Raw genomic sequence first — 26618 nt, 5'->3', positions numbered from 1 at the left:
GCTCTGCGCTCGCGCGGGCGCACATCCCCATCATCCCCACTCCACCCCCCCCCCCCACCCCCACAAACATCCCAATCGCCCCCCCCCCCACCACCACCCAACCCCCGAGCCCCCCCCCCCCCGCTTCCGCGTTCCGGCCCGTTGTTCCGGCCCGTTGACGGTTCACCAAGCGCTTGCTACAAAGCCGAGCATGGCGCTGTCACCCCTCGACGATCACCCCGTGCACCAGACCGCCCAGGTCATGCGGCACGCCGCCACCTCCGACCGCAACTTCTACGACCGCTACTACTTCAACTGCCACGCCGGCACCGACGAGCTCATGCTGATCGTCGGCCTCGGCCAGTACCCCAACCTCGGCGTCACCGACGCCTTCGCCCTCGTAAGGCACGGCGACCTGCACCGGGTCGTGCGGGCCTCGCGCGAGCTGGGCCCCGACCGGATGGACACCAGGATCGGCCCCTTCCGGGTCGAGGTGATCGAAGGGCTCAAGCGGCTCCGCGTGATCCTGGAGCCGACCGAGCATGGCCTGTCCTTCGAGCTCGACTGGGAGGGGACGATCCCGGCGACCCTCGAACCCCGCCACTTCCTGCGATGGCAGGAACGGGTGATGTTCGACTCCGTGCGGCTCGCCCAGACCGGCCGCTGGTCCGGCAGCATCACCGTCGGCGACCAGGTGATCCCGGTCACCCCCGACCGCTGGCTCGGCACCAGGGACCGGTCATGGGGCGTGCGGCCGGTGGGCGAGCCCGAACCGCCCGGCATCCAGGCCAACAACCCCGGCACGTTCTACTGGCTGTACACGCCGATGAAGTTCGACGACCACGCCATCCTGTGCATCATCCAGGAGGACCACCGTGGCCGGCGGCTGCTGGAGGAGGCCGTACGCGTCTGGACGGACGGGCGGGAGGAGGAGTACCTCGGCCGGCCGGACTACCGCCCGGTCTATGCCCCGGGCACCCGGGACGTCGTGGACGCCGTGATCGCCTTCTCGCCGCCGGGCGGCAGGCCGTTCGAGGTGCGCTGCACGCCCGTGCTGCCGGTGCACCTCATGGCCGGCACCGGATACGGGCTGGAGCCGGACTGGAGGCACGGCATGTACCAGGGGCCGGGGCCGGTCGTGCAGGGGGTGACGTACCGGCTGCCCGACGACGCCGCCAGGATGTGGGGCCTGGTCGACGCCGTCGGCCGCTTCGAGTACGACGGGCTCGTCGGCCACGGCCTGTACGAGTACTGGGCGCTCGGCCCGCACCCGTCGTTCCCCGGGTGAACCTACTTGGCGGCCTCTGCGGCGGCGCACACGATGTGGACGACCTTGCTGGGGTCGTCCAGCTGCACGGCGCCCGGGGGAAGCTCGGTCGCGGGCAGCGCCGGGAGCATCCGCGCCGCCTCGCCTTCAGGAAGGGCGGCGGGCCCGGTCTCGGCATCGGTCAGGGGGGTCGCCGGGACGGCGGGCACGGCCTCGCCCTCGGGAACGGTGGCGCTCGGCGTGGTGGGCGCGGCCTCGGTGCCGGCCTGAGGGGCGGTCGGGGCGGAAGGCGTGGTCGGGGCGGCCTCGGTGATCGTCCTGGGGGCGAGTTCGATCACGCGGCCCCGCTCGGCCTTGAGCTCCGGCGCGCCGTCCGCCCGCTCCCCCTTCTCGTCGCGCATGACGAGCACGCGGGCCGCCGGGCCGTCGGCGAGCTTGACCTCCTTGCCGTCCGGCGTCCGGCAGAACACAGCCGTGGCGGTGGCGGTGGTGGCGTCGGGTGCGGGGGTTCCGTCGGCCAGGGCGGAGCCGCCCAGGCCCGCGAGCGCGAGCACCCCCACCGTGCCGAGGACCGCGAGACGTCGCTTGAACATGCATTCTCCTCAGTGGAATCCATCCGAACGCCCCCGAGCGTGCTCGGGGGCACCTGAAGCGACCCTGAACGCGCCCAAAATGATCTTCAGGTTGGCTTTAGGTTCGCTCAGGCACTCTGGACGTCGTGCGAGTGCTGCTGGTGGAGGACGAGGAACGGCTGGCCGGCCTGATCAAGGGCGGGCTGGCGGGCGAGGGCTTCGCCGTGGACGTGGCCCACGACGGGCGCGACGGCCTGTGGATGGCGACCGAGAACGCCTACGACGTGATCGTCCTGGACGTGATGCTGCCCAGGATGAACGGCTACACGGTCTGCTCCCGGCTGCGCGAGGCGGGCGACTGGACCCCGATCATGATGCTCACCGCCAAGGACGGCGTCTACGACGAGGCCGAGTCGCTCGACAACGGCGCCGACGACTACTTGGCCAAGCCGTTCTCGTACGTGGTGCTGCTGGCCCGGCTGCGCGCCCTGGTGCGGCGCGGCGGGACCGAGCGGCCGGTGACGATCACGGTCGGCGACCTGGTGGTGGACCCGGCCGGCCTGCGCTGCCGCAGGGGCGGGGTGGAGGTCGGGCTGACGCCGAAGGAGTTCGCGGTGCTGCACGCGCTGGCCCGCCGCCCCGGCGAGGTGGTCTCCAAGAGCGAGCTGCTGGCCCAGGCGTGGGACTTCTCCTACGACGGCGACCCGAACATCGTCGAGGTCTACATCAGCGCCCTGCGCAGGAAGATCGACCTGCCGTTCGGCCGGACGACGCTGGTGACCGTCCGGGGAGCGGGTTACCGGTTGGAGGCGGCATGAAGGCGCTGCTCGAAGGACGGCCGACGTGGGCCCGGGTGTCGGGCGGGCTGTCGTCGGTGCGGGTGCGGGCCACCGTCGCGGCGACGCTGGTGGTGGCCCTGGCGCTCGGCGTGGCCGCCCTGGTGCTGGTCATGGCGTTGCGCGGCACGCTGGAGGGCAACGCGGGCGAGGAGGCGGTCAGGCGCGCCGCGGCGGCGATGCCGTACGCGGAGACGGTGCCGATCATGCCGGAGGGGGTGACGCCGGCGGCCACGACGACCGCCGCCCGGATGAGCACGGTCATGGTGGACGACCTGTCCGTGGTGCGGCTCGCCGATCCCGACCTCGTCCTGGCCGGCCGCGCCACCGGCTCGCCCGCCCTGTGGGCGCAGCCAGCCGACTACGCCGTCGCGGGCCTGCAGGTGAGCACGCCGACCGGCCCGGCCACGCTCTGGTCGCGGGTCTCCCTGGACGGCGTGCAGAAGGCCGTCCAGGCCCTGTACGGCGCGTTGCTGCCCGGCGTGCCCGCCCTGCTGCTCGTGGTGGCCGGGATGACCTGGTTCTCCGTGGGCCGCGCGCTGGCCCCCGTGGCCGCGATCAGGGCCAAGGTGGCCGACATCACGGCCCGCGACCTGCACCAGCGCGTGCCGGTGCCGGGTTCCAAGGACGAGATCGCGGCCCTGGCCACCACCGTGAACGGCACCCTCGACCGTCTGGAGACGGCCGTGGGCCGGCACAAGCGGTTCGTCGCCGACGCCGCGCACGAGCTGCGCAGCCCCATCGCCACCCTGCGGGCCCGCCTCGAACTGGCCGAGCAGAGCGAGCTCACCCGCGAGGCGCTGGCCGACGTCGAACGCCTCCAGTCGCTGGCCGCCGACCTGCTCATGCTGGCCAAGCTGGACGCCGGCGAGCCGCTGCGCACCGACGAGCTGGACCTGGGTCAGGTGGCGGCCGAGGAGTCGCTGCGCGCCAGGCGGCGGCCGGAGATCAGGGTCGAGCTGGACATCGAGCCGGACGTGGTGCTGAACGGCTCCCGCGCCCACCTCGACCGGCTGGTCACCAACCTGGCTGACAACGCGGTACGGCACGCCGCCTCGGCCGTACGCGTACGGGTGCGCGCCGAGGAGGGCCGGGCCGTGCTGGAGGTGCGCGACGACGGCCCGGGGATCCCGCCGGAGCACCGCGAGGCCGTCTTCGGCCGCTTCACCCGCCTGGACGAGGCACGGGCGAGGGACGCCGGCGGCGCCGGGCTCGGCCTGCCCATCGCCAGGGACATCGCCCACCTGCACGGCGGCACGCTCACGTACACGGACGCCGGTTTCGTGGCCCGTTTCCCCCTCGCGGAGGGGGCGCTCAGCCCCGTTTGACGGCCAGGGCGTAGTTCGTGCTGCGCTGGAAGATCTCGAAACCGGCGCGGGAGTAGACGCTGACGGCTCCCGTGGGGTTGTCGGCGTCGACGCCCAGCCCGGTCGTGTCGAACCCCTGCGCGCGGAAGGCGGCCAGGGCGTGCGCGATCAGCGCGCCGGCCACGCCCTTGCCGCGCCACTCCCGGAGCGTGCCGATGATCTGGATCCAGGCCCGGCGCTCGCCGGCCAGCGCGTTGTAGCCCTCGAAGGTGTGGGTGATGAGCGTGCCCACCGCCCGCCCCTCGTGCAGGGCCAGGAACGACGATTCGGGCAGGAAGTTCTGGGAGCCGACGATGTAGTCGCGCCAGCTCTCCGGGGTGTGCGGCACACTGCCCCAGTGGTCGAGGAACGCCTCGTTGCGTACGCGGCGGGCGCCCTCGTCCAGCTCGGGCGACCAGGGGGCGACGGTCACCCCGGCGGGCGGCGCGACGGCCGGCAGGTCGCCCGACAGCGAGCGTCCCATGTGGGCGAACCAGCGGTTGGCGACGAAACCGGCGCCCTCGGCCAGCGCCTTCAGCCCGAGGTTGGTGTCGGGCACGTAGAGGTGGATCTCCGGCTGCACGCCGGGGAAGGCCCGCTCGCTCAGCCCCGGCGCCGCGGCCAGGCTCCAGTCGACGATCCGCCGGCCGAGCCCGCGCCTGCGGTGGGCGGGGTGCACGCCGCCCGACAGCCGCATGACGTGGGTGTCGGTGGCGGACTGCCGGGTCGGCAGGTAGCCGTAGGCGACGATCTGGCCGCCCTGCCTGGCCGCGAGCGTCCCCGCGGCCAGGTCGATCAGGCGGTGGCCGAGCTGCTCCCTGACGTCGTCGAGGTCGTGGACCTCGCCCGTGCGATCCTCGGCCTCGATCGCGGCCAGGAGTGCGGCGAGCGGCTCGGCGTCGTCGGCGGTCAGCGGTTCCCACACCAGGCTCATGGCCAGCAGCCTAGGACAGCCTGGCGGAGCACCCCAATTCTCTCCCCATGCGGGCGATGCCTTCTGCGAAGCCCCTTCTCGTCCGCTGCGCGAACCCGATGAAGAACCGGTTGGCCAGGGGCACGGCCCAGCGTCCCCACTCGGCCACGTCGTAGACGCGGTGCTCCACGCGGGCGCCCTCGGGATGCGGGAGCACGGTCCACTCGCCCCGGTACCACCAGCCGCCCTGGTAGGCCACGGTGTACCCGTCCTGCTCGACGGTCATCGGGTGTGCGGGCAGGGAGCGCGTCAGGGCCTGCCACACCTGCTCGGCCGGGGCGCCGACCACCCCGGCCACCTCGGTGATCAGCCGTTTCCTCACGGCTTGCGCACCCGGCTGTTCTGGAAGGAGGCGAACCGCCAGCCTTCCGGCGTGCGCAGCGCGGTCAGCGTGACGACGGACTCCCTGCTCGGGTCGGGCACGCCGGCCACCGACGAGTTGCCGCCGACGATCACCAGCGCGACGTCGTCGGTCAGCGGCCTGACGAGCGGCGCGGGGCCGCCCTCGGCGAGCTTGACGGAGGTCTCGAACAGCGCGCGGTGGGTCTCCTCGATCGCCTTCCTGCCCTGCAGGTGCAGGCCGAAGAAGGTGATGTAGTCGGCGTCCTCGGTGAACAGGGCGGCGTAGGCGGCCGAGTCGCCGGCGTTCCAGGTCTCCGTCATCCGCTCCACCAGGCGGGTGATCTCTTCGGACATGGCACAGCTCCTTTCGTCGCGGCGCCTATCCTGGGAGTTGCGCGTCCGGGCAGGGCAGGCGCCGTGTTCGGATGTCCGGCCGCCGGGGTGTTGGCGCACCCCGGCGGCCCTTCTCTCACCCCTCGGTCGTGCTCGTCCAGGCGAGCTCGCCCTGGTCGAGCCGGTCGAGAAGCCTTCTGATCCAGGCGAGCTCGGCGGCGTGCAGCGCCTGCTCGCACTCGACCTCCAGCATGAGGATCTCGGGCAGGCCACTGTCGCGCATGGCCTTGATGTGTCCTTCCATCCCGGCGAGCGTGCCTTCGAGGGTGGCGGCGCGGGTGCGCAGCGCCCGTTGCGCCTCGGGCAGCGGCAGGCAGCCGATCAGCGAGATGGCCGCCACGAAGGCGCGCCGGTCGGGGTCGGGCTGCTCCAGCAGCCGCCGGAGCCGGGTGATCAGCTCCTCGCGGCCCTCGTCGGTGATCTCGTAGACCGTGCGCTCGGGCCGGCGGCCCTCGCGGCCGGTCGCGGCGGGGACGATCAGCTCGTCCCCGGCCAGCCGCTCGACCGCGTGGTAGAGGCTGCGCGGCAGGCCGGTGATGTAGTCCTTGTGCGTGTCGATGATGAAGCGGTGGAGCTCGTAGGGGTGGCTCGGCTGCACCGTGAGCAGGGCGAGCACAGTCAGGTCGACCAGGCCCTTGCGTTGTGCCATGTTGCCTCCCCCTATATTGCAGTTTGCAATATAGCTCACCTGTCGAGCTGGAGGAAGGCCCGCTCGATCGCCTGCCGCGACACCTCCTCCGGGTACGGGAACCGCGTGATCGAGTCGCGCAGCCCCTCCACGTGGGCCTTCGCGGCCAGCTCAGCCACCAGCGCCAGCTCGGCCTGCTGCTCCTGGACGAAGGCCCGGCCGACCACCGCGCCGTGCCCCGGCACGAACACCGGCTCCGGCAGCCCGTCGAGCATCGCGGCCGTCGTGTTAGGCCAGTCGAGCGGGTAGGAGTCGCCGAACGCCGGCGGCGCGCCCTCCTCGACCAGGTCACCGGCGAACACCACGCCGGCGTCCGGCACGTGCACGACGATGTCGTTGCTGCTGTGGCCGAGCCCGAAGTGCCGCAGGTGCACCATGCGTCCGCCGATGTCGAGGCTGGCCGAGGTGGTGAAGGTGTGGTCGGGCGGCACGACGGCGATCTCCTCCATTTCCGCGCGGCGGTCGGGCAGCCGTTCGATGACGTCCGCGCGGTGCCGCTCGCCGTAGACGTCGATCTCCTCGGCGCACCGGACGTGGCTCCAGATCTCGGCGGGGCGGAAGAGCGCGTTGCCGAAGTAGTGGTCGAAATGCGAATGGCTGTTCACGACCGTCCACGGGTGGCCGGTGATCGTCCTGATCGCGTCGATCAGGTCGGCCGCCTCCCGGTGGGAACTGCGGGTGTCGAGCACCAGGCAGTGCCCGTCGCCCACGATCAGGCCCGTGTTCAGGTCGAAGGACTCATGGCGGCGCACGTAGACCCGGTCGCCGACCTCCTGCCACTGCTCGTTCATGGCAACGAACCTTACTTTTCGGACTTCCCGCCGGTCACCCCTGAAGGTAGGCCAGCACGGCCAGGACCCGGCGGTGGCCGTCGGACTCGGGCGGCAGGTCGAGCTTGGTGAAGATGCCGGCGATGTGCTTGGCCACCGCGGCGTCGGTGACGACCAGCTCCCTGGCGATCGAGGCGTTCGCCCGGCCCTCGGCGATCAGGGCGAGCACCTGCTGCTCGCGCGGGGTGAGCCGGGCCAGCGGGTCGCGCCGCCGGCGCAGGAGCTGGCGCACCACCTCCGGGTCCACGACCGTGCCGCCCGCGGCCACCCGGTCGAGCGCGTCGACGAACTCGCGCACGTCGCCGATCCGGTCCTTCAGCAGGTAGCCGACGCCCGCGCCGTCGCCGGACTCCAGCAGCTCGGCCGCGTACGTCTGCTCGACGTACTGGCTGAGCACGAGGACGGCCAGCTCGGGACGGCGGCGGCGCAGGCCGAGCGCGGCGCGCAGGCCCTCGTCGGTGAAGTCCGGGGGCATGCGCACGTCGGTCACCACGGCGTCGGGGCGGTGCTCGGCGACCGCCGCGACCAGGGCTTCGGCGTCGCCGACCGAGGCCGCCACGGTGTGGCCGAACCGTTCGAGCAGCCCCACCAGCCCCTCGCGGAGCAGCACGGCATCCTCGGCGATCACGACGCGCACGGAATCTCCACTCGTACCAGGGTCGGGCCGCCCGGCGGGCTGGACACCGACAATCTTCCCGCCACCACGGCCAGCCTGTCGGCCAGGCCGGTCAACCCGGTGCCCCTGGCCGGGTCCGCGCCGCCGACGCCGTCGTCGCGCACCTCGACGGCCAGCGTGCCGGCCGCCGTCCGGGCGGTGACCGTGGCCCTGGTGGCTCCGCTGTGCCTGGCCACGTTCGCCAGGGCCTCGCTGACCACGTAGTACGCGGTGACCTCGACGGGCGCGGGCAGCCGTCCCAGCTCGTCGGCGGCCACGTCCACGGGGACGGGCGAGCGTCCGGCCACGTCGCGGATCGCGGCGCCCAGCCCGCGGTCGGTGAGCACCTGCGAGTGCACGCCCCGGATCAGCTCGCGCAGCTCGGCCAGCGCCTGCCTGGCCTCGTCGTGCGCCACGTCGAGCAGCCGGGCCGTCGGCGAGTCGCCGGGCACGTCCAGCCGGGCGAGGCCGAGCGTCATCGACAGCGCGACCAGCCGCTGCTGCGCGCCGTCGTGCAGGTCCCGCTCGATCCTGCGGCGTTCGGTCTCGAACGCGTCCACCAGGCGCGCCCGCGACCGCACGACCTCGCCCAGCTCCGACCCGGCCGGCGCGAGCACCGCCCTGACCATCGCGCCGCGCGCCCCGCCCCAGGCCGTGATCGTGTACGCCGCCACCGGCAGCAGCAGCACCCCCGCCACGCTCGCCACGGCGCCGAGGGCCGGGTCGGCCTCCGGCTGGACCACGGGCGACAGGATCAGCAGCACCGGTCCCCCGACGGTGAACCCCAGCATGACCAGGTCGATCCACCACATCGCGAACACCGTCATGACCGCGACCCCGATCTCCCGCCTGCGCCGGTCGGGCACCGGCGGCAGCGGCACGGTGTCCACCAGGCGCAGCCGCACCCGTTCGAACCGGGCGATCAGCGGCACGACCAGCGCCACCAGCACCGGCACGAGCAGCAGGCCGGCCGGCGGCCCGGCGAGCCCGACCGCGATGCCCCCGAGGGCGACGGCCGTCCCCGGGACCACGCTGCCCAGCAGGTACGCCACGCACCGCCACGGCCAGGCCGACCGGAGGAAGGCGGGCGGCCGCTGCGTGAGCGCTTCGAGCGCGGTCCTGTTTCCCACCCGGTGACCGTATCCGGGGCCGGGAACGGCACGCAGTAGTGCAGGGTCTACCGTCGGCGGCTCAGCCCGCCATCAGCGGCTCGGCGGCGGTACGCAGCTCGGCGCTGAACGGCGTGGGCCGGAAGGTCTGCGGATCGAGGTTGACGTTGACGCGGTAGCCCTCGGCGTGCACGACCGAGCGGTCCTCGGACAGGACGCGGAAGCCGTACACGCCGCTGGTGCGGCCCATGCGGTCGATCCAGAAGTCGACCTGCACCTCGCCCGCGCCCATGACCGGCGCGTTGTAGGTGATCTTGAACTCGCGGACGGCCAGGTAGAGGTCCTTGAACTTGGAGATCGCCGGGTCGAAGCTCCAGCCCTGCTCGGCCCAGTAGGCGGAGATCGCGCGCTCGACCAGCAGGGCGTAACGCGAGTTGTGCAGCAGGCCCATCGCGTCGAGGTCGTCGAAGTGCACCTGGGCGGGGCGGGTCTGGGTCACGCGAACTCCTTCAGTCGGTCGTGGACGGCTCGGCGGGCCCGCTCGTAGGCGGCATCGCCCCTGCCGAGCAGGCGGGTGTGGGTGACCGCGGCCTCGCCGAGGGCGTCGATCTCGTACGCCAGCTGCGCCGGGTCGGTCTCCGGGGGCAGCTCCCCCAGCTCGACCGCCTCGCGGACCAGCCGCTCGATGAACCTCAGCCAGTCGGCCATCGACTCGGCCACCCGGTCCCTGACCGGGCCGGGACGGTCGTCGAACTCCACCCGCGCCGTGTAGAAGAAGCACCCGCCGGGCAGGACGCCTCTCTCGTAGAACCGCAGGCGGGCCTCGTGCAGGGCCAGGACGCGGGCCACGCCGGGAGGGGCCTTGAGCGCGGGCTTGACGATCTCGTCGGTCCATTGGCGGACGGCCCACTCGATGGTGTCGAGCTGAAGTTGCTCTTTATCCCTCCAGTGGGCGAAAAATCCGGATTTGCTGACTCCGGCGGCTTCGGCCAGCCGGCCCAGGGTCAGCCCGTCCAGACCGTGCACCGAGGCCAGCGACACGGCCTGCCCGAGGATCGCCTCACGGCTGCGCTGCCCGCGCGCCCGGCGACCGTCTTCCTTCACGTCGGCCATGCCGCCAGCATACATTAACGACCGATCGTTCAGATTGGTGGGTCAGATCCTCCCGGAGCGCACCGCGACCGCGTCGAAGATCCGGACCGCCGCCGCCGCGTCCGCGTCCGCGAGCGGGCAGTCGAGCTGGGGATCGTTGCCGTCGAGCCGCGACTCCCGCTCGACGATCCGCGCCACCTGGTACATCAGGTCCACGACCCGGCCCGCGGCCTCACCGTGCCACCGGTACGGCACGCTGATCCCCCAGCCGCCCTCCCAGTGGTTCACGGAGATGCCGGTGCCCTCGTGTTCGAGCTCCCAGTTGGGCGGATCCTCGAAGGTCGTCACGTCACCGAGCAGCGCGCGGGCCTGGCTGACGACGTTGTTCCAGGCCGCCGCGTCCGGCGGGCGCGGCTCGTCGTCCTCCGGGCCGAAGTACAGGTCGTAACTCATGGTGGACGAAACTAGCGCCCACGCCTGACGAATCGTGTACGGGGCCGAGCTCCGCCCCCGAGCTGCCGGATCAGTCCGCCTCTGCGCGCTTGCGGAACTCCAGCCCCTCGAACGCCCCCGACGTGCGCCAGCCGTCGATGTAGGCGAAGTACGCCATCGCCCCCTGTGGATGGCCGATGTTCAGCCGGCCTTTCATGCCGGCGTCGCGGCCCTCGTTGTTGTAGTAGCCGGGGGTGCAGTCGGCGGAGGCGCCCAGGATGCTTCCCGGGCCCGACAGCAGCAGCTCGATCCAGGCGTCCTCGGCCTCCCGGGTCGCCTCGACCTCGTCGAAGCCCTGGTCGAGCGCGTGGCTGACGATCGTGGCGATGGTCCGGCCGGCCTCGGTGAGGTTGTGCGGGATGTTGGAGATGAGGTTCGCGCCCTGCGTGGGCTGGACGACGAAGGCGTTCGGGAAGCCGTGCACGTGGATGCCGTGCAAAGTGCGCATGCCGTCCGCCCAGCGGTCGGTGAGCCGGAGGCCGTCGCGGCCGGTCAGCTCGTAGCCGGCGCGCCGGGTGTAGTCGGTGGTCACCTCGAAGCCCGAGGCGTAGATGACGCAGTCGACCTCGTACTCGACGCCCGCGGCCACCACCCCGCGCCCGGTGACGCGCTCGACGCCCTTGCCGTCGGTGTCCACCAGGCGGGTGCCCGGCACGTTGAAGGACTGCAGGTACTCGTCGTGGAAGCAGGGACGCTTGCAGAGCTGGCGGTACCAGGCCTTGAGCTTCGCGGCGGTCTGCGGGTCGGCGACGATCGCGTCGACACGGGCCCGGATCTCCTCCATCTTCTCGAAGTCGGAGTCCTCGTACGCCTGCGCCATCTTCTCCAGCGTCAGGTCCTCGGGCGGCAGGGCCGCGATGCGGGCGCGGACGCGGCGGGCGATGTCGGTCCAGCCGTCCATCACCAGGTCCTCCTCGACCAGGCCGCCGGTCTGGTTGCCGGTGAAGTTCTCCAGCCAGCGCTGCTGCCAGCCGGGGGTGGCGATCCCGGCGAACCAGGCGGGGTCGGTGGGCCGGTTGTCGCGCACGTCCACCGAGGAGGGGGTGCGCTGGAACACGTACAGCTCGGCGCAGGCGCGGGCCAGGTGCGGCACGCACTGGACGGCCGTCGCGCCCGTGCCGATGACGGCGACGCGCTTGTCCGCCAGCCGGTCCATGGGCGCGCCCGTGGGGTCGCCGCCGGTGTAGTCGTAGTCCCAGCGGCTGGTGTGGAACGAATGCCCGCGGAACTCGTCGATGCCCGGGATGCCGGGGAGTTTGGGCACGTGCAGCGGGCCGATGCCCATGACCACGAACCGGGCGGTGAAGGTGTCGCCGCGGTTCGTCCGGACGGTCCAGCGCGACCGGGACGCGTCCCACTCCAGGTCCTGGACCTCGGTGTGGAAGAGCGCGTCGTCGTACAGGCCGTAGTGCTTGCCGATGCGGCGGCAGTGTTCCAGGATCTCGGGGGCGTGCGCGTACTTCTCCGTCGGCATGTGGCCGGTCTCCTCCAGGAGCGGCATGTACACGAACGACGCGGTGTCGCACTGGGCTCCCGGGTAGCGGTTCCAGTACCAGGTGCCGCCGAAGTCGCCGCCCTTCTCGACGATCCGCACGTCGCCGACACCCGCCTCCCTGAGCCGGGCGCCGGTGACGAGCCCGGCGAACCCGCCGCCGACGACGGCCACCGTCACGTGGTCGGTCTTCGGCTCGCGCTCGGTCCTCGGCGTGTACGGGTCGTCGAGGTAGTGGGCGAAGCGGCCGGTGAGGCGGACGTACTGGTCGTCGCCGTCCGGGCGCAGCCGCTTGTCGCGCTCTTCGAGGTATTTGCGGCGGAGGGCTTCTTTGTCCATACGTCCTCCGGGGACGAGGTTCCGAATTCCAGAATGTCATTCGCGAATCTCGTTCGACAAGGCCCGCGGACGGGCGAGGCGGGCCCGCAACCGGCCGAGGACCGGCGGACCGCCCGCGAAGCACCACAACGCGATCACCGGATCGCAGATGGCGCAGCCGAAGGAGGAGTCCGCGGCGAAGGGCAGCAGCGGGCTGCCCTGGAGGTGGTGCAGCACGTCCCAGGCGGTGTGCAGCAGCCAGCCGATGCCGATGAACGTCCAGCTCTCCAGCCCGCGGTAGGCGACGTACGTCATCACGACCGGCAGCAGGAACTCCCAGTAGCCGAGCCCGCCGCCGCTGAGGTAGGCGGCGCCCGCGCCGGCCACCAGGACGGCGTTGGCACGGCGGCCGTGCGGCTCGGGGATCAGGGAGACGAGGGAGACGGCGACCAGGCCGATCAGGATCGGCATGAGGATGGACATGGGGCACTTCCTGCCGGTTTCGAGGGGAACGCAGCCAGGCTAGGCGGGCCGTCCGGACCGTCACAGTGGCTGGTTCGACAAACACCGACGAGTTCCCGCCAACCGCCCGCCGCCTGGCCTAGCGTGGCCGCATGCACACTGTGGCGGTCCTGGCCCTCGATCACGTGGTGGCGGCCGACCTGGCGATCCCGGTCGAGGTGTTCGGCCGGGCCCGGCTGGCCGACGGGAGCCGCCCGTACCGGGTCCAGGTGTGCGCGGCGACGCCGCAGGTGCCCGGTGACGCCTTCACGATCGTCGCGCCCCACGGCCTGGAGGCGCTGCGCACCGCCGACACGATCATCGTGCCCGGCTGCTCGGAGCAGGCCGTCCCGCCGGGGCCCGAGGTGCTCGCGGCGCTGCGCGACGCGGCCGCCGCCGGCACCCGCGTCGCCTCCATCTGCGTGGGGGCCTTCACCCTGGCCGCCGCCGGGCTGCTCGACGGGCTGGGCGCGACCACCCACTGGATGGCCGCCGACCGGCTGGCCGAGCTGTTCCCCGACGTCGACGTGCGGCCCGACGTGCTCTACGTCGACAACGGCCAGATCCTGACCTCGGCCGGCGCCGCCGCCGGGCTCGACCTGTGCCTGCACCTCGTCCGGCGCGACTTCGGCTCGGCGGTCGCCGCCGACTCGGCCCGCCTGTCGGTGACGCCCCTGGAGCGGGAGGGCGGCCAGGCCCAGTTCATGGCGCACACCCGGCCGCCCGTGCCCCAGGGCTCGCTGCTGGAGCCGGTGCTGGCGTGGATCGAGGACAACCTCGACGGCAGGGTGACCCTGGCCGCGATGGCCGCACACTGCGGGATGAGCGAGCGCACGTTCGGCCGCCGGTTCCGCGAGCAGACCGGCACCACGCCGCTGCAGTGGCTGCTGCGCGCCCGGGTGCGGCGGGCGCAGCTCCTCCTGGAGACCACCGACCACGGCGTGGAGCGGATCGCCGCGCAGTCCGGGTTCGGCTCGGCGGTCGCCCTCCGCGAGCGGTTCAAGCGGGTGGTCGGCGTGCCGCCGCAGTCCTACCGCGCCTCTTTCCGGCCTCTCGTCACGGACGAGCCTCTCGTCACGGACGCAGCGCCGTGAGCGCGCTCTCCCAGACGTAGGTGTCGTTGCCGTCGCCCGCGCTCGGTGTGTGCGGCTCGAACTGCCCCGGCCCGATCAGGACGCGCACCCCCTCCGACCGCAGCTCCTCGACGCTGCGCCGGAAGGGCGCGCGGGCGGCCAGCGCGCTGTTGACGAACGGCAGCACGACCACGGGGATGCCGAGCCCCGGAGCCTCGGCCAGCAGCCCGAGCGCGTAGGTGTCGGCGACGCCCATGGCGAACTTGTTGATCGTGTTGTACGTGGCCGGGGCGACGATGATCGCGTCGGCCCTCGGCGGCCTGGGCTCGTGCGGCTTGCGGTAGCGGCTGCGGACCGGGCGCCCGGTCAGTCGCTCCAGCTCCGGCACGTCGACGAAGCCGAGCGCCGACGGCGTGGCGACGACCTGGACGTCCCAGCCCTCCTCCTGGGCCGGGACGACGAGCCTGGCCACGTCGCCGGCCGGCCCGGCCGCGCACACGATGACATAGAGACTGCGTGCCGGTGTCTTCACGGTTGAGATCGTAGGACGCCCGCCGCCCCCTCGACCTCGCGTACGCGGGCGGCGACCTCCGGCGTGAGGTGGCGGGCCAGCACCTCCAGGGCGGCGGTGACCTCTCGGACCGCCTCGGGGGCCGGATCGGGCAGGGCGGCGGCGAGGGCGTCGTCGATCGTGGCGGCCCTGACCTCGGCGACCCGGGCGGACGGCGTCGCAGCGGGACGGATGAGCCGACGACGCCGGTCGGCCGGATCGGGCACGCCCTCGATCGACCCCGTGGACTCCAGCCGGGCGACGGCCGTGGACACCTGGCTCTGCGGCAGGCCGGTCCGCGCCGCGATCTCGCTGACCGTCGTGCCGGGGTGGGCCACCACGTCGCCGAGGACGACGAGCACCGTACGGACCGAGCCCCGGGGGCCGTCGCCCTTCGGCTGGGGCATCGCCTGCTCGCCGATCTTCATGAGGGTGCGGCCGAGCAGGAACAGTTCGACTCCGTTCATGAAGACATGATACATCTATATCGATGCATCGATTTAGATGCTTTTTTTCCCTAGCGGAGGAGACCCCCATGAACGCCCTTCCCGTCCCAGGCGCCACCCTCCACTTCCAGGTCGAGGGCAGCGGCCCGGTCCTGTTGTTGTCGCAGAGCGGCGAGGGCGACGCCGATCGCACCGCCGACCTCGTGCCGCTCCTGGCCGACGCCTTCACCGTCGTCACCTACGACCGGCGCGGCCTGTCGCGCAGCACCCTCGACCCCGCCGCGCCGCCCGTCACCATGGCCGACCACGCCGACGACGTCGCGCGGCTGCTCGCCGAGGTCGCCGACGGGCCCGCCCTGATGGCCGGGTTCAGCATGGGAGGCGCGATCGGCCTGCGGGTCGCGGCCCGCCACCCCGGCGTGCTCGGCACGCTGGTCGCGCACGAGCCCGTCCTGCCGAACCTGCTGCCCGCCGCCGGCCGCGCCCAGCACGTGGCCGAGCTGGCGGCCATCCAGCGGGCGTACGCGGACGGGGGGCTGGCCGCGGCCTTCCCCGCGATCACCCGGCACCTCGGCATCGACCCGGCCCACGACGAGACCGAGGACGGCCTCACCCCGCAGCCGCTCACGGCCCGGCGGCAGGCCAACTTCGGGTTCTTCATCGGGACGGAGTTCACGGCCGTCATGGAGGACGACCTCGCCCCGGCGGAGACGGTGGCCACCGGGACCCGGGTGATCCCGGCGATCGGCCTCGCCACCCGGCCGTCGGTGCACACCTACCGCTGCGCGCTCGCGCTGGCCGAGTTGCTCGGCGTCGAGCCGGTCACGCTGCCGGGCGGCCACAACGGCAACACGGCCTTCCCGCGCGCGACGGCTCGGGCGCTCAAGGAGCTGCTCGCTCCGCGTCACGTCCAGGCGTGAACGTCCGGGCGGCCAGGTGGACACGCGGTCAGCGACCGCAGGTGCGGAGCATGTTGGACAGCGCCACGCGCTCGCTGCGCGTCACGAACAGGCGGTAGTGGTGTTTCACGGTGATCCACGAGGTCGCGTAGCGGCACCAGTAGGCGCGGCGGCGCGGACGCCAGCTCTGCGGCCCCTGCCCGCCCTTGGCGATGTTGGCGGAATGGCTGACGGTGACCAGCTCAGGACGGGTGAGATCGTTGGCGAAGGCCCGCCGCCGCGCCTGGCTCCACCTCTTGGCGCCCGAGCGCCAGGCGTAGGCCAGCGGGACGACGTGGTCGACGTCCACCAGGCGCTCGCTCTTCAACCGCCTGCCGTCGTACGGGCTGTACCAGACGCCCTTCACCGGATGGCAGGCCGCGTTCCTGCGCACCCGCCGCCCGTCCCGGGCCAGGACGGTCTCGCGGACGTCACACCTTCCCTTGTGACGTCCCCACCTGGGCTGGAACCGGCGATGGGTGTAGCCGCGCAGCGATAAGGGCCTGGCGACCCGTAGCTGGGCCAGCATGCGGCGGGCCCGCGCCGCACCGGCCTGCGCGCCTGCCTGGGCGCGCGCGCCGGACTGCGCCGCGGCCGGCTGCGGCGCGGCGACGACCTCGGTGATCGGGATGACCAGAAAGGCGAGGACGGCCATCAGGACGGCCCGTCTCAGGAAGATCATGCTTTACCCCATACCCACCCACGACGGACCTCCTCCAAGTGGATGGCCAGCCCTCCGCAAGTGGGGGTGCGTACCTTCCCGAACCATGAGAAAGCTCCCTCTCCTCCTCGCCGCCCTGACCGCCGCCTCCGCCACCGTGCTGCCCGCGACCGCCTCCCTCGCGTCGGCCTCCTCCGCCGGGAAGACGCTCTCCTTCCGCGGCATGACGCTGCGGATCCCCGCCGACTGGAAGGTGTACCGGTCGGGCGACCACGTCGTGGTGGTGACCGGGTTGTTGTGCAAGAAACCGGAGCCGTTCGCGCCCGACTGCGAGAGCTTCTGGATCTTCGGGCCGAAGGACTACACGAACGTGCCGGTCGGCGGCGGGTCCGTCACGTACACGGGCAAGCAGCAGTTCCATCCGTTCAGCGGGGTGATCCCGTGCCCGTTCAACTCCAACCTGAGCTGGTATCCCGGCGAGAAGGCGTCCTACCGCGGGCTGCGGCCGGTGGGCTCCGGGCACAAGGCGACGTACACCACCTGGCCGAACCGCTGCGTGACGAACGACACCGGCCGCACCACCGCCAGGTGGAACGAGAAGGAGTGGTTCCTGCCGCGGTCCGGGATCCTGGTGGTGGACGCCTGGAACACCTACGGGCTGGCCGGCGTGCTCAAGCGCGCCACCTGGAGCTGATCCGGCACGTCCCGATTCCCGGCACCATGGGCGGTGGTTCGGTGATGCGGGGTGAGGGATGACGAGCCGGTTCTTCATCGGTGAGGGGTACGCGTCGTACCAGGGGCCGTCGGCGGACAACTCGCTCCATCGTCCCGCGGCGGTCATCAGCGCCGGCAGCACGCCGTCCGCGTTGGGCTGCGTGTCCCGCACCCCGTCGGCCAGTTGCACGACACGGAACGCCAGCCGCATCGACGCCGTCCGCTGCCACCCGTAGTCGGCGATCACCAGCTTGCCGCCCGGCCGCAGCACGGCGTGCATCGAGGCGAGGATCGTGCGTTTCATCGCAAGCGGACATTGGTGAAGGACCAGACTCGACACCGCCGTGTCGGCCGAACCCGGCCCCAGCAGGCCGGTCAGCGCGTCCCCCATGCCGAGCCGCCATTCCGGGGCCGTACCGCTCGCGCTGCTCTTGCGCCGCGCCTGGGCCAGCGTCTCCTGATCGGGGTCGACGCCGATGATCCGGGCCCGCGGTTCGAGGCGGTGCAGCAGCATGGCCTGCGAACCGGTGCCGCAGCCGACGTCCACGATCGTGTCGTCGGGCCTGAGGGCGACGTGCATGGCCACCAGGCTGCGCCACAGCCGTTCCCGCGTCAGGGCGACCACCGGGTCGTACAGGCGGGTGAACTTCAGGCGTCCCAGGGCGGGGGTGAAGGTCTGTTCAGACATGAGCGCAGTCTCAGCCGTACGCCGGCCCGCGGTCTCGAACAGAACGCTCGCGCGTCGACGCTGCTACTCGCATTCCCGGGTTCGGGCTTCGACGTTCTGCAGCCCGTATTCGGACCAGAGCCGCGCCCTTTGCGACACGCACTCGTGGTCCCACACCTGGCTGACCCCCGGCATCTTCGCGAGCCGGTGGCGCCAGGGACCGCGGTTCACCTCCGGCCGTATCGACAGCCGATACGACTCGGGCATGTCCGACACCCTGGTAGCCGCGACCAACGTCTCATTGTCCGCGTACATCTCGGCGAAGTGGCGATAGGCCGTCTTCTGGTCCTCGTATTCATACGATTCGAGGCCGGGAATCCGCTCGATGACGGCGACGATCGCTTTCTTCTCCTTGGCGGTGGCGGCTTTCTTGTTCGCCCCTCCCCGCACGTGCCGACACTCGGGCGAGGAGGAATCGCCCGAGCAGAGGAACACGGAGACTTCCACACTCCAGTACGACCGGGTCATGCGACGGGTCTCCAGCTGATCGACCACCAGCCCGACCCCGGGCCGCCGATCCGCCGCATTCACGATGCGAGCCCGATCAGCCACCTCGGAGACCCGGATCCAGAACGACTCCGGCATGTCCTTGGCCCGCACCTCGGCCAGCATCTTCCGCTGACCGGCGAACTCCCGCCGGAACTCCGCATAGGACGCCGCCCGGCTGACGAACCGGACCTCGGTGACGCCGGGCGTGGAGTTCAGGAAAGCCTCCATGTCGCGCCGCTGTCTCGCCGTCGCATGCCGTTTGTCACACCCGCGCGCGGAGGGCGTACAGAGGAACACCGCGATTTCGCCGTTGTCAGCGGCGACGTCCGCGGGGCCGGGCTCCACCTCGGCCGACGCGGCCTGCCCGGCCATTCCCGACAACGCCACGACACTCGCAACCAGCACCCGCCAGAACCAACGTCTCACCGGACTCCTCGCACCACGAAAATATTCACTTGCGCCTGCGCGGGCGTCGCTGACGTACCGGCGCGGTCGAGGAATCGTAGCCGGACCATCGCAACATCAAGATGGACAGGCCGACGACCGTAGTCACCGCACCGGAGAAGAGGCCCAGAAGCACCAGGACGCTTTCGCCTTCCGGATCGCCTATCCCGGACGGGCCGGTCTCGACCCATTCGTCCATGGCCCATGCCTGGGTGGCGACCAGCACTCCGAAAAGGGTCGTGACCGTCCCCAGCAGATAGCCAGGGGTCCGCGCCCACGCCCCTTTCACGGCGAGCACGAGCCCCCCGACCAGCGCGATCGGCACCGTGACGAGCTGCCCTATCTCCAGGGCCATCAGCGTCGAGAGCCGCGCATGCTGAAAATCGCCCGCACGTAGCGGCGGCCACAGGACCAGGCACAGCGCGGCACCGGCAAGAAGGCCTATCGCGAACAACCGGAGCATCGCCACGAGCAGCATGATCCCGGACCAACCCACCAAACCACCAGACGTTTGACCATACTCATCGACCGGCGGACCGCCCGCTCCAAGCCGGGTGGTACGGTATGCGTCATGCGGATGATCCACTCATTTCTCGGCTGGTGGCGCCCCTAACCGGGCGGCACTGCTCATCCGCGCAGACCTGACAAAGCGGCCGCCCAGTCCCGGGCGGCCCGTCGGTGTCCTCATCTCTCGGCCGATCCAGGACGACAGGCGGCTCCCGACCTGAGGGAGCTCCACCGATGCCACGACGTCTCACGGGTTTCACGCCGTCCGGCGACCTGCACCTCGGCAACTACTTCGGCGCCATCGCCCCGATCATCGCCGGTCAGACCACCACGGACACCGTCGTCTTCATCTCCGACCTGCACGCGCTCACCCTGGACCACGACCCCACCCAGGTGCACCGGCGAACCCTGGAATTCGCCACCCTGCTGCTCGCCGCCGGCACCGACCCCGAGTCGTGTCTGTTCCTGGTCCAGTCGCACGTGCCGGAACACACCGAACTGCACTACCTGCTCGAATGCACCACGGGCTACGGCGAGGCCCAGCGGATGATCCAGTTCAAGGAGAAGTCCGGCCGTCAGCAGCAGGTCCGCATGTCGCTGCTGACGTACCCGATCCTCATGGCCGCCGACATCCTGCTGTACGACACCGACGAGGTCCCCGTCGGCGAGGACCAACGCCAGCACGTCGAGCTGGCCAGAACCGTCGCCCAGCGGTTCAACACCCGGTACGCCCCCGTCTTCACCGTGCCCACGGCGGTCAACCCGCCGGTGGCCGCCCGTCTCATGGACCTGACGTCCCCGGCCGACAAGATGAGCAAGTCGGCCGCCACGCCGGGCGGCGCCCTGCGCCTGCTCGACGAGCCGGACGTGCTGCGGCGCAAGGTGATGCGCGCGGTCACCGACGCGGACAACGCGGTCGCGTACGATCCCGACCGCAAACCCGGCGTCTCGAACCTCCTGGCCATCCTGGCCGCCTGCACCGGCCACGCCCCCGAGGACCTGGCGTCCCGGTTCGACCGCTACGGCGAGCTCAAGGAGGCGGTGGCGGACACGGTGGTGACCACCCTCACCCCCATCCGCGACCGCTACCTGCACCTGTCGGCAGACCCCGGCCACGTCCAGAAGGCCCTGCGGGCCGGCGCCGAACAAGCCCGCGACCTGGCCGGCGCCAAGATCCGTCAGGCCAAGGCAGCCATCGGCCTGCTCCCCGCCTGACTGCGACTCAACCCGGCACCACGCCCGCCTCCGACCCCGCACCGGAGGCGGGCACCCATCACTCGCCGATCAGGACATGGGCCCCGTCAAAGCCCTCACGAATCCGCCCGAGCACCCGCAGAAAACGACGACCGTGCGGATACAGGTTGTTCTGGGGCAGCCAGCCGGTGGTGCGGCTGATGCCGGCCTCCTGCAGATCCTGACGGACGCGTCGGCCGAGCAGACCGGCGACCGCCTGCCCATGGCGGCTGCGGGTGATGGTGAACTCGGTGAGCCTGCACGTGTCCGGTGACGGCTGCTGCAACTGGATCTCGACCGTGCCGAGCACTTCTCCGGCCATCGGATCTCCTGGCGGCCGCTTCTCGTAGGACCAGCGGCGCAGGTCCCACACGCGTGGCTCGTCGTGGGGTTGCGCCTGTCGTACGTGTGTCCGGCCGTCGTCCCCCACCACGGCGACGTACCGGACCCGGTTGTCGGAGCAGGGAGTGAGGTGCAGGTGATCACCTGAGCAGAGCGGATCCCAGTGGTAGGCGAACCAGATCAGCGACGAGGCGAGCTCAGGGTAGGCGCCGGCCCATCGGTCGTCGAAGAAGAACCACTGCTCGTACGTCCTATGGCCGCCGTGGACGAACATCTGCGCCACGTGTTCACCCGTCCGGACGACGGTCCCTTCGCGATCGGCCTCAAGGAGCGCCAGCGCTTCGGCATGCGAGCGAGGCAGGGCATGCTCCTCGCCCGACCCCCGCGGGTGCTCGGGCCATCGGCTGCAACGCTCCAGCGCGGCCGCTACGCCGTCCTCGCCGGGCGCGACCAGCACGCGCAGAACGCGGAGCTCTTCGGGCCACTCCTCGGTGGAGGCGTCCAGGTCCCGTAGCGCCGCGCCGAACTGCGACAGTCGTACACCGGGCAACAGGTGAGTGGGATTCCAGCCGATGCTGTCGTGCCTCGCCTTGCAGGTGAGCAGTACCGCGAAGACGCACCCTTCCTCCGCAGGCGATCGGTCGGTCAGCTCGGTGACCCGCAGCGGCGGCGTGAACGTCGTGGCGCCCGCAACGGGATCAGCCACCTCGGGCAGCGGCCCGTCGTGCACGGCGAAGGCCCACCGCCCCGGATCCGCCGCGACCGCGGCGTCATCGACGAGATAGTAGGCAACGTCATAGTTCAGCCCGTTGGCAAGGACGCGAACGCTGTGCTCGTCGACGTTGCACTGATAGACGTCCGGGATCCGCGTTCTGGCAAGGGTGCGGAGCTCCTGCATGGTCGCGGGGGCCGGGCCGCCCTCCGAGAAGAGCCAGTCCAGCCCATGGACATTCGCCCCCAGCTCCCGCATGAGCCGGTCATGGGTGTCCTGAGCCGCGGCATCACGCCAAACGTTCCGGACCCATTCCAGCACCGTCGGCTCGGCCAGGCGCCGGACCGACTTCCCCAACATCCCTTGGTCCCAGGATCGATAGACCACGTACACGGGCGGCCTCTCACATCTGAGCAGCATGATCACGGCCACATTGCCCGAGCTTGTTGGCATTCACAACTCGCGCGAAGCAGGCCATCGGTCAAGGCGGGAAGGCAGGTTCGCCGGCTCCGGGGACCGTGTTCATCGACAGCCCACCGCCGACCTCGGCTGAGCACCTCCCCCTCCGCCGACGGACGCCCCGGGTGCCGGCGTCAGAGCAGCGCCAGGCAGGCCGCGAACGGCAGCGGGATGAGCACCGCCGTGCCGAGCCGGGCCGCAAGCCCCCGCCCGCGCCGGACCGGGAGGACCACGTCGACCACCACCACCAGCGCCAGGATGACGACGCCGGTAACCGCCAGGAGGAACATGACGACGGTCGCGTGATCGAGCGTCGTGTAGTTGCAGTTGACGAGACCCGGCTTGGCGAGGTCTTCCGTGCTCCTGCAGTCCATCGGCAGGTACTCGGTCAGCAGCCACCGCGCCAGAGCGAACGGCAGGGCAGCGGGCACGCCGAGCGCGAGGTTGACCAGGGCGGGGCCCAAGAGCCCGCTCCTTGCTCGTCCCTCACGCCGAGAAGGCGGATCCGTCCTGCGCACAGCCATCGAAACGCCCTCTGCTCTTCGGTAACCCGCCAAGGGCATCATGACCTACGACGCCCGGCCGACCGTTATCGGCTGACCTGTTCCCACGCGACGCCTACAGGCAGCTCGGCAGCGGGACAGCCCGTCAATCTCGCAGGCGAATCGCGGCTTCGATGCGAAGCCCGACACCGATCACAGCGAAAATGAGTGACCCGAGAAGAGCATTTGTGGAGAGCTCTTGCTGGAAAATGAGATCGAAAGCGGTCACCACCACTGCAAGTATGAAAGCGGCGTTCCCCAGGGCCCTCACGGTAAGGGCATCATCTGCTGCGCCTGTTTCAGGGGTGGCGGCGTCCTCCGGCTCATTCACACGGCAAAGCATCGCAGAAGAGTCCGTCTACCTGTCCACCCGCGTACGCTACCGCCATGCTGCCCGATTTCGCCTATCACCCGGCCCCCCTCGACACGGGATCGGTGACGGCATCTGATACCGCCTGCGTGTGTTGCGAGAGACAGAGAGGCTACGTCTATACAGGGCCGGTCTACTGCGTCGAGTCTCTCGCCGGTGAGCCATGCCCCTGGTGCATCGCGGACGGAAGTCTGGCAACCCGCTTCGATGCCACCTTCGTGGATGTGTATGACGTCCCGGACGACGTCCCCACGGAGGTGATCGAGGTCATCAGTCGCCGCACCCCCGGTTTCTCCACCTGGCAGGGAAACCGTTGGCTGTTCCATTGTGGCGACGGAGCTGCTTTCCTCGGCGCAGTCGGGGCATCGGAACTCGTCGCTTACCCGGATGCGCGGGAAATGCTGCGCTTCGAGAATTCCACGGGCGGGTGGTCTGCCGAGCAGGTGGACGAATTCCTTGCCGCGCTCGACAAAGACGGCAACCCGACCGGCTATCTGTTCAGGTGCCGCGACTGCGGGGTCCACATGGCGTACGCGGACTACACCTGACTTCGGTGTGCATGCCGAACGCCCTACTGAGACGGCACCTGGTTGGCATTTATCGAGGCTCGTTCAGCGTCGGTCAGGCCGGCTTCCGCGAGGATGGCCTGGACCGTCGCGTTCTTTCCCCGGCCGTAGTCGTCGATGTCGGCGGCGTTCCCGGCAACGTGCTTCTTCACCATGGCGTACTGGTCGCGAAGTCTCGCGTTGGTTCGCAGGGTGTCTCTGACCGCGAGATGATTGCGGAGGGACAGCGAACCGTCGACGACGACGTAGGTGTGGGTCCCGGCGAGTCGTGCGGGTGCCTTGAAGGCCCATCTCTGGGGGATCCCCAGCTCGCCCAACGGCGAGAACCCCAGGCCGATCAGGACGTCCGTGGCGGCGGCGACATCCTGCTCCGCCACCACGATGTCGCAGTCGATGATCGGCTTGGCGGCCAGCCCGGGGACTGACGTGCTGCCGACATGTTCGATGGAGATCACGGCGACTTCGGCGGCTGCCAGTGCCTCGGCGTACTCCGTGCGCAGCGCTTCGAACCGATCCGGCCATGTGGGGTCGTAGTCGACTACCGTGATCACGGCTGGAGCCTAGTGGGCGGACAGGCATCCGTGAGCGGTGCGCAGGAAAGTCCGGCTGCCGGCCGCGTTCCGTTCGGGCCGAACACGCGGCGATCAATTACACCCCCGATCGCCCCAGCACAGACGCCGTCCGGGACCGGCCCCCGCCGCGCGCCCGGACGGCGGGCGGGCTGAGGGCCGCGGTGCCGTTCTTCCAGTGCCCTTGTCGGGCGGGACGCCGTCCCGTGATCAGGAGGGTTGGTGACCGCGATCAACGGTGGTTGGGCGGTCGTAGATGCCGACCGCCCACTCGCCGGGCTGTTCGCCGACCTCCGCCGAGAGGCGTTCGAGCACGTCAGGGCGGGGAAGTGAGACGCCGGCCGCCCGCTCGTCGCACGTCGCCCCCTTCGGGAACGGCAGGCAGCGGCCGAGTTCTTCGGCGACCCTGACGACGGGGGCGTCCGCGGGGAAGACCCATACCTGGATCGTCTGGCGGCCCTTGAGCCATTTGGTCGGTGCCGACAGCCGGTCGTGGTGGCCGCCCACCCCGGCTCCGCACCGCCCGGCCGTGCCGCCCGCTTCACCGCTCTTGAGCGGAGCCGAGACGACGACCCATGCTCGGGGATCAGCACAAACCACCTTGTAACCGGTGGAGAAGCTCGTCGGTGTGAAGGTCACGGTCTTGCGGACGCCTGTCGTACCGAAACGCTGGGTGTGGATGAGGGGAAGGGTGAACTTCTCGGCTCCCAGCACCACGGGGAACGTCTTGGGCAGCTCCGGGGGCGTCTGGATCCGCGCGGAGCTGGGCGGCGCGGCCACCGTGGCCTGGTCGGTCCGGTCGGGGCCCGTCGACATGACGGCAGCGACGGTGGCGACGGCCAGCACCCCGACGTTCAGCGAACGCCGGACCCGCCGCATCCGGCGGCCTCGGCGGACGATCGCGTCGAGGTGGGGGACCGGTTCCCTGCCGGTCGCGTCATGGGCGTACGTGTCCAGGAGCGTGCGCAGGTTGCTCTCCGTGTGCCTCATCGCTGGAGCTCCTTCAGATTCATGGTGCGGATGTCCGGATCGACGCGCAGACGGGTCAGCGCCCTGCCGAGCTGGCTCTTGACCGCGCCCAGCGAGCAGCCGATGATGTCGGCGATCTGGGTGAGCGTCCGTCCCTCGAAATAGTGCAGGACGATCACCGCCCGCTGGCGGGGCGACAGGGTGGCGATGGCCTTCCACAGCGCCGCCTGGTCCCCCACGGCGGCCGCGTGGTCCTGCGGGTCGGCCGTCTCGGGCAGGGTTTCGACCGGCACCTCGCCACGCCACAGCCGACGCCACCAGGTGGCGTGGGTGTTGACGATGATGCGATAGACGTACGGATCGGGGTTGCCCTCGATCCGCCGCCAGGCCACCCAGGCCTTGGCCAACGCCGTCTGCACCAGGTCCTCGGCGGTGCCCCAGTCCCGGGTGAGGAGGTACGCCATCCGGCACAGCCGTAGATGTCGATGCGCCACGTACTTGGCGAACCCGTCGTCCATCAGTCATCTCCGTCTCGTCGTCTCCGGCGATGACTACAACGTGGGAGGCGCGTACGGATGACAGGCGCCGCGGTGAGCGCTCACGTCGAGGCCGGGCAGGCGTAGATCATCAGCTGCCGCCTGTGGAAGGCTCCTCCAACGGATCGTCGCTGCTCAAGCAGCACCTCATGCGCTGTGATCATGTCGGTCAGCCCTAACTGGAGTGCGCCCATGACCAGTTCGGAGGAACTTGAGCGAGAGAACGCGATAGTTCTGGATGCGGTCCAAGGATTATGGGGCCTTGTTTCTGCCGACGTCATTGCCGTCGCAGTCTGCGTGGAGACGGATCGCGTCGGATTGCACTTCTGGGTTCGACGCCGTACCAGTGAACTCGACGAGGACATCTAGGATGCGATTTTCGAGCTCGACGCTTTTCTCTCTGGAGACGGCCCCCTCGTAGAGTCACGAATCCATGACGGGCCACCTGATTCGACGATGCTGCGTTCGTACGGTCGGATGATCTATTGGGCGAAGTGCTGGGCGCGCTGTAGCTCAACCACGCTCCCCGCGCCTCCCCACCATTCCCCTGAATTGCCCCCATGTCGAACCGCCGACGGCTTACAGGGAGTCAGTCGTCAAGGCCCCCGAAATCTGAGCGTCGACCTGCGGTGGAAACGCGAACCGCGCACACCTGAGTCCAAGACCATCGAACGTACTCCGGGGCCTGAAGTGGTTAACGGTGACGGACAGCCGCTTCAATGCGCAGAGTCAATCCAACCAGGACCACGAGCGTGAAGACTCCAAGGACCTGCCAGGGGGGCTCACCCTCTGCGAAGAACAGGGCTCCTACGCAAAGAGCCAGGCCCAGCACCAGGACAACGGTGCCACACACGCGGAGGGTATCGATCTTGTCCGACTCGGTAGG

The 26618-nt window shown here is 70.7% G+C and carries 33 protein-coding genes and 1 pseudogene; 9 read left to right on the top strand and 25 right to left on the bottom strand.

Annotated elements, in window-relative coordinates; all coding sequences use genetic code 11:
- The first annotated feature begins 190 nt into the window (after window positions 1–190).
- Window positions 191–1267, top strand: coding sequence for a hypothetical protein (locus AB0J46_RS19515; protein WP_364333451.1), 1077 nt, complete (start codon window positions 191–193; stop codon window positions 1265–1267).
- 2 nt (window positions 1268–1269) lie between these two features.
- Here the strand turns inward: AB0J46_RS19515 and AB0J46_RS19510 are convergent, their stop codons facing one another.
- The gene (locus AB0J46_RS19510) at window positions 1270–1839 is read right to left on the bottom strand and encodes a hypothetical protein (RefSeq protein WP_364333448.1); all 570 of its coding nucleotides are present in this window, start codon (window positions 1837–1839) and stop codon (window positions 1270–1272) included.
- A 125-nt stretch (window positions 1840–1964) separates the two neighbouring features.
- Here AB0J46_RS19510 and AB0J46_RS19505 point away from each other — a divergent pair, with 125 nt between their 5' ends.
- Entirely contained in the window at window positions 1965–2636 is a 672-nt protein-coding gene (locus AB0J46_RS19505; protein ID WP_352363329.1) for a response regulator transcription factor, read from the top strand.
- Window positions 2633–3982, top strand: a complete 1350-nt coding sequence (locus AB0J46_RS19500; RefSeq protein WP_364333445.1) for a HAMP domain-containing sensor histidine kinase — start codon at window positions 2633–2635, stop codon at window positions 3980–3982. Before AB0J46_RS19505 ends, AB0J46_RS19500 begins: the two co-directional genes overlap by 4 nt.
- Here AB0J46_RS19500 and AB0J46_RS19495 read toward each other — a convergent pair.
- The 12 genes from AB0J46_RS19495 to AB0J46_RS19440 all read right to left on the bottom strand — a co-directional run bounded on the left by AB0J46_RS19495 (window position 3969) and on the right by AB0J46_RS19440 (window position 12867).
- A complete protein-coding gene (locus tag AB0J46_RS19495) occupies window positions 3969–4934 on the bottom strand; it encodes a GNAT family N-acetyltransferase (RefSeq protein ID WP_364333442.1) in 966 nt (321 codons plus the stop codon). The two genes, AB0J46_RS19500 and AB0J46_RS19495, sit on opposite strands and share 14 nt — an antisense overlap.
- Window positions 4935–4944: 10 nt before the next feature.
- Window positions 4945–5295, bottom strand: a complete 351-nt coding sequence (locus AB0J46_RS19490; RefSeq protein WP_364333439.1) for a hypothetical protein — start codon at window positions 5293–5295, stop codon at window positions 4945–4947.
- Window positions 5292–5669 (bottom strand): SgcJ/EcaC family oxidoreductase, encoded by a 378-nt coding sequence (locus tag AB0J46_RS19485; RefSeq protein ID WP_364333436.1) that lies wholly within the window; start codon window positions 5667–5669, stop codon window positions 5292–5294. Before AB0J46_RS19485 ends, AB0J46_RS19490 begins: the two co-directional genes overlap by 4 nt.
- Before the next feature lie 115 nt (window positions 5670–5784).
- Complete coding sequence (locus AB0J46_RS19480) at window positions 5785–6357, bottom strand: PadR family transcriptional regulator (protein WP_364333433.1); 573 nt, start codon at window positions 6355–6357, stop codon at window positions 5785–5787.
- A gap of 35 nt (window positions 6358–6392) precedes the next feature.
- Window positions 6393–7187: an MBL fold metallo-hydrolase gene (locus AB0J46_RS19475; RefSeq protein WP_364333431.1), complete on the bottom strand. Its 795-nt coding sequence runs from the start codon at window positions 7185–7187 to the stop codon at window positions 6393–6395.
- 34 nt (window positions 7188–7221) lie between these two features.
- On the bottom strand, window positions 7222–7863 hold the full coding sequence (locus tag AB0J46_RS19470) for a response regulator transcription factor (protein ID WP_364333428.1): 642 nt from the start codon (window positions 7861–7863) through the stop codon (window positions 7222–7224).
- Window positions 7851–9011, bottom strand: coding sequence for a sensor histidine kinase (locus AB0J46_RS19465; protein ID WP_364333425.1), 1161 nt, complete (start codon window positions 9009–9011; stop codon window positions 7851–7853). The genes AB0J46_RS19470 and AB0J46_RS19465 overlap by 13 nt, the downstream gene beginning before the upstream one ends.
- 61 nt (window positions 9012–9072) lie before the next feature.
- Window positions 9073–9489 carry a thioesterase family protein gene (locus tag AB0J46_RS19460; protein WP_364333422.1) on the bottom strand — a complete coding sequence of 139 codons (417 nt, stop codon included), beginning with the start codon at window positions 9487–9489 and terminating at the stop codon, window positions 9073–9075.
- Window positions 9486–10103, bottom strand: coding sequence for a TetR/AcrR family transcriptional regulator (locus AB0J46_RS19455; protein ID WP_364333419.1), 618 nt, complete (start codon window positions 10101–10103; stop codon window positions 9486–9488). Before AB0J46_RS19455 ends, AB0J46_RS19460 begins: the two co-directional genes overlap by 4 nt.
- Window positions 10104–10145: 42 nt before the next feature.
- Window positions 10146–10535, bottom strand: coding sequence for a hypothetical protein (locus tag AB0J46_RS19450; RefSeq protein WP_364333416.1), 390 nt, complete (start codon window positions 10533–10535; stop codon window positions 10146–10148).
- 70 nt (window positions 10536–10605) lie between these two features.
- Window positions 10606–12405: an NAD(P)/FAD-dependent oxidoreductase gene (locus AB0J46_RS19445; protein ID WP_364333413.1), complete on the bottom strand. Its 1800-nt coding sequence runs from the start codon at window positions 12403–12405 to the stop codon at window positions 10606–10608.
- A 36-nt stretch (window positions 12406–12441) separates the two neighbouring features.
- Window positions 12442–12867 (bottom strand): DUF6010 family protein, encoded by a 426-nt coding sequence (locus AB0J46_RS19440; RefSeq protein WP_364333410.1) that lies wholly within the window; start codon window positions 12865–12867, stop codon window positions 12442–12444.
- 131 nt (window positions 12868–12998) lie between these two features.
- On the opposite strand from AB0J46_RS19440, the gene AB0J46_RS19435 reads away from it, so the two are divergent.
- Window positions 12999–13979: a helix-turn-helix domain-containing protein gene (locus tag AB0J46_RS19435; RefSeq protein WP_364333407.1), complete on the top strand. Its 981-nt coding sequence runs from the start codon at window positions 12999–13001 to the stop codon at window positions 13977–13979.
- On the opposite strand, the gene AB0J46_RS19430 is transcribed toward AB0J46_RS19435, so the two are convergent.
- Window positions 13960–14490 (bottom strand): flavoprotein, encoded by a 531-nt coding sequence (locus AB0J46_RS19430; protein ID WP_364333404.1) that lies wholly within the window; start codon window positions 14488–14490, stop codon window positions 13960–13962. The genes AB0J46_RS19435 and AB0J46_RS19430 overlap by 20 nt on opposite strands.
- Entirely contained in the window at window positions 14487–14975 is a 489-nt protein-coding gene (locus tag AB0J46_RS19425; RefSeq protein ID WP_364333401.1) for a MarR family transcriptional regulator, read from the bottom strand. Before AB0J46_RS19425 ends, AB0J46_RS19430 begins: the two co-directional genes overlap by 4 nt.
- A gap of 68 nt (window positions 14976–15043) precedes the next feature.
- Between AB0J46_RS19425 and AB0J46_RS19420 the strand changes: the two genes are divergently transcribed.
- Window positions 15044–15874 carry an alpha/beta hydrolase gene (locus AB0J46_RS19420; protein ID WP_364333398.1) on the top strand — a complete coding sequence of 277 codons (831 nt, stop codon included), beginning with the start codon at window positions 15044–15046 and terminating at the stop codon, window positions 15872–15874.
- Between the two features lie 28 nt (window positions 15875–15902).
- Here AB0J46_RS19420 and AB0J46_RS19415 read toward each other — a convergent pair whose 3' ends face one another.
- A complete protein-coding gene (locus AB0J46_RS19415; protein WP_364333395.1) occupies window positions 15903–16574 on the bottom strand; it encodes an HNH endonuclease family protein in 672 nt (223 codons plus the stop codon).
- Window positions 16575–16659: 85 nt separating this feature from the next.
- On the opposite strand from AB0J46_RS19415, the gene AB0J46_RS19410 reads away from it, so the two are divergent.
- Together AB0J46_RS19410 and AB0J46_RS19405 are read left to right on the top strand one after the other, a co-directional pair.
- Complete coding sequence (locus AB0J46_RS19410) at window positions 16660–17247, top strand: hypothetical protein (protein WP_364333392.1); 588 nt, start codon at window positions 16660–16662, stop codon at window positions 17245–17247.
- A 58-nt stretch (window positions 17248–17305) separates the two neighbouring features.
- Window positions 17306–17503 (top strand): hypothetical protein, encoded by a 198-nt coding sequence (locus AB0J46_RS19405; RefSeq protein ID WP_364333389.1) that lies wholly within the window; start codon window positions 17306–17308, stop codon window positions 17501–17503.
- A gap of 14 nt (window positions 17504–17517) precedes the next feature.
- Here AB0J46_RS19405 and AB0J46_RS19400 read toward each other — a convergent pair.
- The 3 genes and pseudogenes from AB0J46_RS19400 to AB0J46_RS19390 all read right to left on the bottom strand — a co-directional run.
- Window positions 17518–17847, bottom strand: a pseudogene (locus tag AB0J46_RS19400) (class I SAM-dependent methyltransferase); the annotation flags it as partial.
- Window positions 17848–18018: 171 nt separating this feature from the next.
- Window positions 18019–18909 carry a permease-like cell division protein FtsX gene (locus tag AB0J46_RS19395; RefSeq protein WP_364333386.1) on the bottom strand — a complete coding sequence of 297 codons (891 nt, stop codon included), beginning with the start codon at window positions 18907–18909 and terminating at the stop codon, window positions 18019–18021.
- A gap of 25 nt (window positions 18910–18934) precedes the next feature.
- On the bottom strand, window positions 18935–19405 hold the full coding sequence (locus tag AB0J46_RS19390) for a hypothetical protein (protein ID WP_364333383.1): 471 nt from the start codon (window positions 19403–19405) through the stop codon (window positions 18935–18937).
- Window positions 19406–19668: 263 nt separating this feature from the next.
- Between AB0J46_RS19390 and trpS the strand changes: the two genes are divergently transcribed.
- Window positions 19669–20649, top strand: coding sequence for a tryptophan--tRNA ligase (gene trpS, locus AB0J46_RS19385; RefSeq protein ID WP_364333380.1), 981 nt, complete (start codon window positions 19669–19671; stop codon window positions 20647–20649).
- Window positions 20650–20707: 58 nt separating this feature from the next.
- Here the strand turns inward: trpS and AB0J46_RS19380 are convergent, their stop codons facing one another.
- From AB0J46_RS19380 to AB0J46_RS19370, 3 genes are all read right to left on the bottom strand, one after another.
- A complete protein-coding gene (locus AB0J46_RS19380; protein ID WP_364333377.1) occupies window positions 20708–22147 on the bottom strand; it encodes a hypothetical protein in 1440 nt (479 codons plus the stop codon).
- 167 nt (window positions 22148–22314) lie between these two features.
- A complete protein-coding gene (locus tag AB0J46_RS19375; protein WP_364333374.1) occupies window positions 22315–22644 on the bottom strand; it encodes a hypothetical protein in 330 nt (109 codons plus the stop codon).
- 184 nt (window positions 22645–22828) lie between these two features.
- Window positions 22829–23053, bottom strand: a complete 225-nt coding sequence (locus AB0J46_RS19370; RefSeq protein WP_364333371.1) for a hypothetical protein — start codon at window positions 23051–23053, stop codon at window positions 22829–22831.
- 56 nt (window positions 23054–23109) lie between these two features.
- Between AB0J46_RS19370 and AB0J46_RS19365 the strand changes: the two genes are divergently transcribed.
- Window positions 23110–23640 carry a CbrC family protein gene (locus AB0J46_RS19365; RefSeq protein WP_364333368.1) on the top strand — a complete coding sequence of 177 codons (531 nt, stop codon included), beginning with the start codon at window positions 23110–23112 and terminating at the stop codon, window positions 23638–23640.
- 23 nt (window positions 23641–23663) lie between these two features.
- On the opposite strand, the gene AB0J46_RS19360 is transcribed toward AB0J46_RS19365, so the two are convergent.
- From AB0J46_RS19360 to AB0J46_RS19350, 3 genes are all read right to left on the bottom strand, one after another.
- Window positions 23664–24209 (bottom strand): GrpB family protein, encoded by a 546-nt coding sequence (locus AB0J46_RS19360; RefSeq protein WP_364333365.1) that lies wholly within the window; start codon window positions 24207–24209, stop codon window positions 23664–23666.
- Between the two features lie 228 nt (window positions 24210–24437).
- Window positions 24438–25217, bottom strand: a complete 780-nt coding sequence (locus tag AB0J46_RS19355; protein ID WP_364333362.1) for a hypothetical protein — start codon at window positions 25215–25217, stop codon at window positions 24438–24440.
- Window positions 25214–25714 (bottom strand): SigE family RNA polymerase sigma factor, encoded by a 501-nt coding sequence (locus tag AB0J46_RS19350; protein ID WP_364333359.1) that lies wholly within the window; start codon window positions 25712–25714, stop codon window positions 25214–25216. The genes AB0J46_RS19355 and AB0J46_RS19350 overlap by 4 nt, the downstream gene beginning before the upstream one ends.
- Between the last annotated feature and the right edge of the window lie 904 nt (window positions 25715–26618).

This window comes from Nonomuraea sp. NPDC049758 (assembly GCF_040674635.1).
Classification (GTDB): Bacteria; Actinomycetota; Actinomycetes; order Streptosporangiales; family Streptosporangiaceae; genus Nonomuraea.
The sequence above is the reverse complement of the archived record's forward strand: the minus strand, read 5'-3'. Positions and strand labels throughout refer to the sequence as shown.